The organism is Pseudomonas sp. LAMO17WK12:I10, assembly GCF_900215185.1.
GTDB classification, from domain to species: domain Bacteria; phylum Pseudomonadota; class Gammaproteobacteria; order Pseudomonadales; family Pseudomonadaceae; genus Aquipseudomonas; species Aquipseudomonas chlororaphis.
On the sequence record NZ_OBDX01000062.1, the window covers coordinates 1 to 6,293 of the forward strand.

Below are 6,293 nucleotides of genomic sequence, written 5' to 3' on the forward strand. Positions count from 1 at the left end.
TGTTGACGCCGGGGCAAGCTTCGGAATATGAGCAAGCCGTAGCCCTGATTGACGGTTTCACCTGCGAAGCCGTATTGGCAGACAAAGGCTATGACTGCGCCGCCTTCGTCGATGCGATCCAGTGCAGAGGGGTTGAGGCCGTGATCCCATCCAAAAGGAATCGTCTGTACCCTCGCACACTGGATCGGCATCTGTACAAGGCGCGCAACCTGGTGGAGCGTTTCTTCTTGAAGCTGAAGCAGTTCCGTCGGGTAGCGACCCGATATGAGCGACTAGCCAGGAACTATCAGGCGATGTTGAGCCTCGTGTCAGCCGTCATTTGGCTGGCCTGATTGAGAACGCCCTGTAGGCTTACCCGATGGCTTTCTGCACATCTACTCAGGCGCCCTCTATTTTTCAATGCTCGCTGCCCATTCAGCATAAATACCAGCCGGCCCCTCATGCCCATTAACAAACCACGCGTCAACAGCAGAAGAAGTTAAGTCATGTGTGCACGCGGGAGCAATCAAATGAATAGGCAACCCATCCTTTTCCTCAATCCCCGCCATGTGCAATGTCTCCTGCAACTGGGCCCAAGGAAGCGCTGGAAAAACCTGCCCTTCGCATCGCTCCCCTGCACAGGAAATCCTTACAAGATGACCGGACTCATACATGGCGAAGACCCCATCATCTTCCAGATTAAATTTGGGATGTTGAAAACCCGCCCAAAAAGCAGGAATGACGGCACTTACGCTAACGCCACCACCACGTAAAGCTTGATATATCATCCACAACCAGTCCATCGGAACAGCCCATGAAATTAGCCCTCGCCTTCCGAGCGGAGCAAATGCATAAGCCCACCCCTTCAATCCGCCGTACCGTCCCATCAGTGCCATCCTTGCAGTGTCATGCTGCTGTTCTTCGTTTAAACCATCCGCTGGACGGCCCACAACCGCAAATCTGGCAAGACTGTTAGAGACTACTACCACCGCTTCCACCGTAGAGTCGACCGATACTGGTCGAGGACCAAAGACCTCCCGCACACCAGTAGCAATGTGCCACCACTCATTTGAACCCACACTTAGCGCTTTGAAAGACTTCGTTACCCCCTCCCTCGACACTGCAAAAGAGTCCAAGCAGATCCCGATTCCGATTTTTCCCGCTCTTGGCTGCATAACCTCCCCCCCGATGTGAGGGGCTCCAACGTACTGTAGGGGGCCCAACTTACCTCTAAGCAGTCAAGGCACGCAGATCAATAGGCGACACAAAATAGCGATAAATTGAATCGCAAAATTTCTCAAAAACCGCAAGGATCCTAACTGCATGGCATACGCGTGCCTGCCATTAAAAATACAAGAAAATGCCAACATTTTCCGCTGCTACACTGCGCGCACAGGGAGGTAAAAAATGCCTGACCTCAATACAACACTTTGGAAACCAGCCCCGCACTCCAGCCATGAAATTGTAGAGACCAATAGCCATTCTAGGCTCCTGCCCTTAATACATATGGCTAGGTCGATAAACAGCTGGGAAGAAGAGCACCTTCCCATTCCTCCAACAAACGCAGGAAAGGATCTGTTTTTTCGAATTGTCCTCAGCTATACCAGTTCCGAAAGCAAGGCATTGAAAAACCTGTATTGGGACAGTGCTCACGCCTCCAGTGGAATACGGAAGACGTTACGCCATCTTGAAACTACCGGATGGCTCAGCAGACAACCACTGCCCGAAGACATGCGGTGCCGTACACTTGTGGCCACTCAAAAATTTGAATCCCTGATAGAAAGCTATCTGCGTATGCTTTCGGACAAGGTATCGGAAGCCTCAACCGCTCTTTCATCATTTCCATCCAGCAAATACATCCCTTATGAACCCTGGAAAATTCTTATCGTTGACGATGACCCAGATGTCCATGATGTAACTTATTTGGTATTGGCCGATCTAAAATTCGAAGGAAAAGGGCTTCACTTTCTACATGCACATAATGCTGTAGAAGCAGCTGAAATATTCAAAGACCACCCCGACATATCTGTTGCGCTTATCGATGTAGTCATGGAGTCTGAAGACGCCGGTCTACGCCTAGTGCGAAAAATACGTGACGAAATTAATAATAGCTTTGTTCGTTTAATTTTACGCACTGGCCACCCAGGAATTGCGCCCGAGCGAGAAATCGTTGCTGAGTACGACATTCATGATTACAAAACGAAAACCGAACTATCCTCCCAGCGACTAAACACCGTTGTAACCTCAGCGCTGCGCTCCTATAGAGACATAATCACCATCGAGCAAAGATCTCAGGCAATGGCCAGACTTCTCAGCGCAAGTGAAGCCATTCAGAGCACCTCATCCATTAAAGAGTTTGCAAGAGTCATTCTTGAAACTGCTCATAGCCTTCTTCGAGCTCATCGACCATCTAAAACCAGCTATAATGGCATGGTACTAGACTCCAGCGAAACAGGCAGCCGAATCCTTGTTTCATCAGGACGGTTTCTTAGTTGTGAAAACAAAATGCTATTGGAATCTCACCCAGAATTAGGAAAGCATCTAATAGGAAATCTGCCTATCAGGGTAAGTGATAATTTTGTAGTCATTCGCGTCGAGTCTGAATATACTCGTTCGCGCTACCAAATACTGCTTGAAACCGATCTAAATTTAACAAGCACCGACCTGGAACACCTACATATCTTCCATGACAAGGCGAAAACTAAATTAGACATAATCCTTCTGAGCCTACATAACCAGTCAATGCAGGAGCGCGCGAGGAACATGCTTGTAAAGCTTGCCTGCCAAGACCGCGTCACAGCTGAACAGGTTGAAAGCATCGAACGCTATACAGCCCACCTGACTGAAATGGTGCTAAGCAATAAGCTTCAACCCTCGAAATCGCTAAAGACTGTAGAGATTGATTTCGTCGATGCCGCTGCAACGTATTCGCCCTTGCCATTGATAAAGGAACAAATTGCCTCCCAGGGAAACCAATCCCCCTCAGAACTAGCCATGCGTATAGTTTCTGCTGCAAAATTATTTGAAGAGGTCAGTAGACTGTCTTCCATCGACGCTCCTCTGGGAATAGACCAAGTACTTGTAAAATTGAGTGAGTTATTCACATATCATGCCGATCCAGACATGATGATTTCGCTATTCCTTCATAACCAACAGCGCTCCGAAAGCGATCGTACCTCCTGATATCAACAGCGAAAGGCTACTTTCCATGCACAAAGCCAAGGAATTAGTAAGGACTGCAGTTAAAATCACAGGACGCTTCCGCCTGACCTCAAAATTTTTATTCGGCGGAGCGATTTTAGCTGTACTCTTGCTCATCTGCACTAGTTACCTATTGTACTCTATTGCAAACTCAGTGAGTTTGCTGGAGAAGGAAACAAAATCTTTAGAACTCTTGCAGGGACAAACAAACTTATGGCACAGCTTTCTTCCAACCCCTAATGAAGCGCCGGTATTTAAGACCATCGATAAAGATTTCATATCAAAATTTTCGGAAGCATTCAACACCAAGGATGACGACCTTCGCCCGCATCACCTAGCCGCAACGATTCAACGACTTAACAACCTAAATGAAAATCCTTCTTTCGAGAAAGATTTCATCACATACTTGATACTTTCCCATAGCATTTTGGAAAGACTCCAACAAGAATCTCAACATTCTCATTTGATATCCAACAAACAAATTTCCACCAACATTCTTCTGTTATATGTTTATCTCCCGTACATTTTAGACAATACCGCCAGGCAACTGGCTATTTTATCTGCGAGAGACCCAAAACTTGATCACTATATAGTTGGCTTAGAATTCATCGTACTTGATGGTTTACGGCGAGTTAATCAGCACCTTAACAATCTCGAAAACCAACACACAGTCAACACCGCCCTCTACACCCAACTGACATTATATTCCGACGAATTAGAGAGGTTCCAAGTTAAATTATCTCTTGGTCATCACCCGTCCCCACCCAGCATAGAAAAAGGCATAACCTTACTTGAAGAGCTCAGGATAGCAACTCTAAAAGAAGTGGACCAACAAATTGCGAGGCAAAACTTTTTATTCATACTAACGCTATTGGCGCTAATTGCCTTGGTGATCATTTTGGCGCTAATCGCGACAGGAACCGTTCTTGGCATCACCAATGCCCTTAATGCAATAGAAACCGCAAGTCGACTATTCAGCTCGGGCCAGCTAGACGCACGAATACAAACCAAGTCATCAGATGAATTCTTCAAGATATCCGATAATTTCAACAAAATAGCCGAAAATTTTAACAGACTACTAACACAGCAACGCGAGACAAGCAAGATTCATCAAATAGCGCTTGAGCGCCAGGTACAAGAACGTACAACGGAGCTTGCCCTGGCCAATAAAGAGCTCTCCATGACCATAAAAACACTTAACAAAACACAAGACAAGATAATAGAAAGGGAAAAAATGGCCGCTCTCGGCACGCTTGTCGCTGGCGTAGCTCACGAAGTAAATACACCTATTGGATTGGCCTATACTGCAGCCACTCACCTTCAAGACAAATTTAACCAATTCTTCTTACCCCAATCGCTCTTTCTTCCCCAAGATGCGGATCAATTTCTTTCAGCCATGAAAAATAGTCTACATTACACCATCAGCAATCTTGAGCGCGCAGCAGTTTTAATTGAAAGCTTCAAACAGGTTGCAATAGACAGAAGCAATGACAAACCTCGCCCATTTAACATTTCTAAAACACTTACCGAAATTGCACGCACACTATCTCCGATACTGCGCAATGGAAACCATCAAATACAAATTATAACTCCGACAGCAATTTATATAGAAAGCTTACCTGGGGCATTCGGGCAGGTCGTGACAAATATTGTTTTGAATGCGGTTACCCATGCTTTTGAGGGTACTCACGGAGGCACTATTAAAATTGAAGCAAGCATGACAGAGCCTGACACACTAATGATGATTATTTCTGATGACGGCAAAGGCATGCCTCCGGAAACCTGTGCACGTGTCTTCGATCCTTTTTTTACCACTAAACGTGGACGCGGAGGGTCTGGTCTCGGTTTACATATTTCTTGGAATCTCATCACCCAGAGTTTGCGCGGAACCATTAGCTGCTCTAGCACCGTGGGTGTAGGTAGCACCTTTACTCTAATGCTGCCCAAAACTCTAGAGGAGCCTTGAAGGAGCTCGGGTCTTATTGCAAACTAGGAATCGCGTGGCTATGGTTATGCTTTTCGATAGATAATTTTCAGCCCTCATTGGGTCGAGACGAAAGTCATCCGTCGTCTGTATTACGGTTAATATTCTCCTCCCTGATCACGCAGGGGAAGGGAATAACTACATTGTTCATCTTTGAGTTCTAAACAGAGCTATCGATGCGCTCTTGCCAGGATAAACTTACTAGGCAGTATACGAAAAGTAATGTCGCAAACACCTGATAGTGCAAGCCAATGAGACCATCGCGCCAAAACTTTTCGCCAGTTTGTCGTAACGGGTACCGACTCGCCGGTTCTCTTTCAGCCAGCCAAACATGCGCTCAATGATGTTGCGCTGTCGGTACTTTGGCTTATCGAATAGCCTTGGCAACCCAGGTTTTGGCTTACGCTTCATGGTGCGTAAAGGGATCACCGGCTGCATCCGGTAACGGTCGCAATAGCGGCGCAGGTGTTCGGCGTCGTAGCCCTTGTCCGCCAACAACCAACGGCAACGCTTTTGAGGTCTACCAGGCTGGCTACTGGGTATTTGAACTTGATCGAGCAAGGGTTGAGCGTGTGTAATGTCACTGACTTGCCCTCCCGATAAGGTAAAACAAAGAGGGATCCCGTTGGCATCGCAAAGCATATGAATTTTGGTCGTGAGACCTCCGCGGCTGCGGCCCAGTACATGATCTAGCGGTTCTTCAGCCCCCCCTTTTTTCCCGGCGCCAGAAGAGGCTCGGGTTGCGCGTACCGCGGTGGAGTCGATCATCCAGGTGTCCAGGTCAATCAACCCTTGCTCGTTGAGCCTGATATGCAAACGCTTGAGCATCTGGTCAAACGTGCCTCGATTTCGCCAGTCTCGAAAGCGCTGATAAACCGTCGACCAAGGGCCGAATCGCTCAGGCATTTCGCGCCTGCGGCGCCTGAACACAACACCCATAGGATGCCGTTGAGCATCAGTCGGTCGTCGTTTCGTGGGCGTCCGGTTTTCTGATCCTGGGTGATTAGATCCTCGATCATTTCCCAAGATGAATCGCTGAGCTCGTATCGCTTTGCCATCAGGGACTCCTGCCGTTGATGGCGGCGATTTTAACCATTTCGGTGTTTCAAGGGATTTCGTACAGGGCCTA

At 47.4% G+C, this 6,293-nt stretch carries 5 protein-coding genes and 1 pseudogene; 3 read left to right on the top strand and 3 right to left on the bottom strand.

What is annotated here, in order from left to right; genetic code table 11:
* Positions 1 to 332, top strand: a 332-nt coding sequence (locus CRO75_RS31755) for an IS5 family transposase (RefSeq protein WP_143504302.1), incomplete at its 5' end; no start/stop codon positions are given.
* Between the two features lie 57 nt (positions 333 to 389).
* On the opposite strand, the gene CRO75_RS32780 is transcribed toward CRO75_RS31755, so the two are convergent.
* The gene (locus CRO75_RS32780; protein WP_143504305.1) at positions 390 to 866 is read right to left on the bottom strand and encodes a hypothetical protein; all 477 of its coding nucleotides are present in this window, start codon (positions 864 to 866) and stop codon (positions 390 to 392) included.
* Between the two features lie 520 nt (positions 867 to 1,386).
* Between CRO75_RS32780 and CRO75_RS31760 the strand changes: the two genes are divergently transcribed.
* Together CRO75_RS31760 and CRO75_RS31765 are read left to right on the top strand one after the other, a co-directional pair.
* Positions 1,387 to 3,162: a DUF3369 domain-containing protein gene (locus tag CRO75_RS31760; RefSeq protein WP_097140567.1), complete on the top strand. Its 1,776-nt coding sequence runs from the start codon at positions 1,387 to 1,389 to the stop codon at positions 3,160 to 3,162.
* Between the two features lie 25 nt (positions 3,163 to 3,187).
* Positions 3,188 to 5,146, top strand: coding sequence for an ATP-binding protein (locus CRO75_RS31765; protein ID WP_097140569.1), 1,959 nt, complete (start codon positions 3,188 to 3,190; stop codon positions 5,144 to 5,146).
* A 219-nt stretch (positions 5,147 to 5,365) separates the two neighbouring features.
* Here CRO75_RS31765 and CRO75_RS31770 read toward each other — a convergent pair whose 3' ends face one another.
* A complete protein-coding gene (locus tag CRO75_RS31770; RefSeq protein WP_275657187.1) occupies positions 5,366 to 6,103 on the bottom strand; it encodes an IS5 family transposase in 738 nt (245 codons plus the stop codon).
* Between the two features lie 36 nt (positions 6,104 to 6,139).
* Positions 6,140 to 6,222 (bottom strand): annotated as a pseudogene (locus CRO75_RS33630) (hypothetical protein); the annotation flags it as partial.
* Positions 6,223 to 6,293: the final 71 nt, after the last annotated feature.

Excerpts from the sequence above, each read along its gene's own strand:
- CRO75_RS31765 (WP_097140569.1), top strand. The coding sequence starts at position 3,188 with ATGCACAAAGCCAAGGAATTAGTAAGGACTGCAGTTAAAATCACAGGA.
- CRO75_RS32780 (WP_143504305.1), bottom strand. The coding sequence starts at position 866 with ATGGGACGGTACGGCGGATTGAAGGGGTGGGCTTATGCATTTGCTCCG.
- CRO75_RS31770 (WP_275657187.1), bottom strand. The coding sequence starts at position 6,103 with ATGGGTGTTGTGTTCAGGCGCCGCAGGCGCGAAATGCCTGAGCGATTC.
- CRO75_RS31760 (WP_097140567.1), top strand. The coding sequence starts at position 1,387 with ATGCCTGACCTCAATACAACACTTTGGAAACCAGCCCCGCACTCCAGC.